This is a genomic window from Pseudomonas sp. 05T35 (genome assembly GCF_056396605.1).
On the sequence record NZ_JBFTLU010000463.1, the window covers coordinates 1 to 3,460 of the forward strand.

Consider the following 3,460-nt stretch of genomic DNA (forward strand, 5'->3'; position numbering starts at 1 on the left):
GCACCCGCTCCTGTAGCGCGGAAATGCTCTTGCATTCGAACTGATGCAAGGCGTGATTGACCCGACGCTTGATCGAAGCGCCGGAGTAATCACGAAAGTCGTAGCTGTATTTCAGGTAGATAGCTTCGACCAGCAACCGCAGCTCGATGTCGATATTGTTCTCCACTTAGATACGTTCCATCTTCGGCAACCACACGCGAATCAGCGAGAACAGGCGGTCCAGGTCGATGGGTTTGGCCAGGTAATCGTTGGAGCCTGCTTGCAGGCAGCGCTCCTGATCGTCCTTCATCGCCTTGGCCGTCACCGCGATGATCGGCAGCTTGCGCCAGCGCGGGTCCTTGCGGATCTCGAGGGTGGCTTCGAAACCGTCCATCTCCGGCATCATCACGTCCATCAGCACCAGGTCGATGTCATCCACCTCATTGAGTCTCTCGATCGCTTCACGACCGTTACGGCCAATCACCACGATAGCGCCCTTGTGCTCCAGCGCGCTGGTGAGGGCAAAGATATTGCGCACATCATCATCCACCAACAGCACCTTGCGGCCTTCGAAGACCCGGTCGCGGCTGCGGGCAGTCTTGAGCATCGTTTGCCGCTCATGGGATAACCGCGATTCGACTTTGTGCAGAAAGAGCGTCAYCTCGTCGAGCAGGCGCTCTGGCGAGCGTGCGCCCTTGATGATGATCGAGCGTGAATACTTGCGCAGGTCCGCCTCTTCATCACGGGTCAGGTTACGCCCGGTATAGACGATCACGGGCGGGAACGAGCAGATATCTTCGGTGGACATGCGCTTGAGCAAGTCATTGCCGAGCATGTCCGGCAGTTTCAGGTCGATGATCATGCAGTCATAGATCGTCTCGCGCAGCAGGTCCAATGCTTCCTGGGCCAGGCCGACAGCGGTGATCTCGATGTCATCGTCACCGATCAGCCGGGCAATGCTGTCGCGTTGCAGGTCATCGTCCTCCACCAGCAGCACGCGTTTGACCTTTTGCGTCAATTTGGCTTCCAGTCGTGCGAAGACGTCCTTGAGCTCTTCGCGGGTGGTCGGCTTGAGCGCATAACCGATGGCGCCCATGTGCATGGCGGCCTCGACGCGGTCCTCGACGGAAATCACGTGAACCGGGATGTGCCGGGTTTCGGCATGCTCTTTCAGGCGCTGCAACACCGTCAGCCCCGAATGGTCCGGCAGGCGCATGTCCAGCAGGATCGCATCCGGCATGAAGCGTGTCGCCAGGTCGTAACCTTCGTCGGCACCGTGAGCCACCAGGCATTGATAGCCCAGCTCGTGGGCCAGGTCGAAGAGGATGTGTGCAAAGTTCACTTCATCTTCCACTACCAGCATGCAACGGCGAGTGAACGGCGCCTTGTCACGGTCATCCGCAAAGCGCGGAATCTTCGCTTCGACGATCAGCGGCGCAGGCGCGGCAGTCACCTTGGGAGCGGCGACGACCGGTACGATCTTCAGCAGCTCACGCGGCTCATCGCCAAGGTCGACATACTGCACAGGCAACACCAGCGTGAATGAGCTGCCCTGCCCCGGTTCGCTGATGACGCTGATCGAGCCGCCGAGCAACGCTGCCAGGTCACGCGAAATCGACAAGCCCAGCCCCGTGCCACCGTAACGACGGTTCGTACTGCCATCGGCCTGACGGAAGGCCTCGAAAATACTTTCCTGCTGATCGCTGGCAATACCGATGCCCGAGTCACAAACGATAAACCCAATGCCCTCGCCCGGCTGCCTGGTGACCGTCAGGCTGACGCTACCCCTCTCGGTAAACTTGATAGCGTTCGACAACAGGTTCTTCAGCACCTGCTCCAGACGCTGACGATCGGTGAACATCATCAACGGCACATCCGCTTGCAGTTCGACGTTGAACGCCAGGTGTTTGTGCGTTGCCAACGGCTCAAACATGCCGCGCAAGCCATCGACCAAGCGCGCGACACTGGTGTTCTCCGGGCGTATTTCAAGCTTGCCGGCCTCGACCTTGGAAATATCCAGAATGTCGTTGATCAGGTTGAGCAAATCGTTGCCGGCCGAGTAGATCGACTCGGCGAATGTCACCTGTTCAGCGCTGAGATTTTGTTGTGGGTTCTCTGCCAGCAACCTGGCGAGAATCAACGAACTGTTCAGCGGCGTGCGCAGTTCGTGGGACATGTTGGCGAGGAATTCGGATTTGTACTGGCTGGAGCGCTGCAACTCTTGCGCACGCTCTTCAAGTTGTACCTGGACCTGGTTCAACTCACCGTTCTTGCGATCCATTGCATCGCGCTGTTCGGCGAGCTGTTCGTTGGTCTGCTCAAGCTCGGCCTGCTGGGCCTCCAGCTGCCACTGCGACTCCTTGAGCACMCGCGACTGTTCTTCCAGCTCTTCGTTGGCCGTCTTCAGTTCTTCTTGCTGCACCTGCAACTCTTCATTGAGTTGCTGGGTTTGGGCGAGTACTTCCTGCAATCGTTGGCGATAACGCGCCGCTTCGATGGAGGTGCCGATATTCCCGGCGATCAGCTCCAGCAACTCGACATCGCGCTCGGTCAGGGCACGTAGAAACCCCAGTTCGATGACACCGTTGACCCGATCGTCATCACGGGTCGGCACCACCAGCACACTGCACGGCACGCCCTCACCCAACCCGGAGCTGACTTTGAAATAGCCGGTGGGTACTTCATCCAGACGAATCAGCCGGCCTTGCTGTGCCACTTGGCCAGTAATGCCCTCGCCACTGTCAATCGCTTGCTCGCGCCCTTCCTGCTCGCGGGAGAAACCATAAGAGGCAATGCGCGCGAGGCCTCCGTGCTCTTCTTTGACGTACATCGCGCCGACGGCGCTGCCGAGGTATTGCGCGCAAAACTGCAGAATATTGCGGCCCAACCGATTTAACGTCAGTTGCCCAAGCACCTGCTCCGCCAATTCGGTCTGGCCATTGCGCAGCCAGGCTTGTTGTTCCAGCCGTTGCGCGCTGTTCTGTTGCGCCGCGAGGTTGGCGCTGTACTTTTTCGACAGACTGAGCAAATCGCGACGGCCGACGTAGGCCAGCAAACCACTGATACCGGCCACCAACAGCAGATACAGGGAAATGCTCCAGATCGTCGTGCGTCGAACCTCTTCGTTGCGCGTGATACGCAACTGTTGCTCCATGTCGATGACATCTTCGTACTGCTTGCGGATTTCATCAGTCAGTCGCTTACCGCGGCCGGATTGCACCGCTGCTCGGTAATCACCGCTGCGATGCTGCAAATCGATCATGGTCTGCGCGTAATCGTTCCACTCGACCTGCAACGCCTCGAGCCTGCGCAGGCGATCAACCTGTGGCGGGTTATCGGCCGTCAGTTCCTGCAAGGTCTTGAGCGCAGCGATGATCCTCGGTTTGGCCGTTTCGTAGGGATCGAGAAAGTGCTCGTCACCGGACAACAGAAAACCCCGCATCCCGGTTTCCAGATCGACCGTCAGCGTTAACGCTTGGTT

The 3,460-nt window shown here is 58.6% G+C and carries 1 protein-coding gene and 1 pseudogene; both read right to left on the reverse strand.

The genetic code is table 11. The features are described 5' to 3' along the window. Nucleotides 1–166, reverse strand: a pseudogene (locus AC1DH9_RS25345) (protein-glutamate O-methyltransferase CheR); the annotation flags it as partial. Beyond that, nucleotides 167–3,460 (reverse strand): response regulator (locus AC1DH9_RS25350; RefSeq protein ID WP_477809001.1); only part of this gene is annotated, 3,294 nt, incomplete at its 5' end.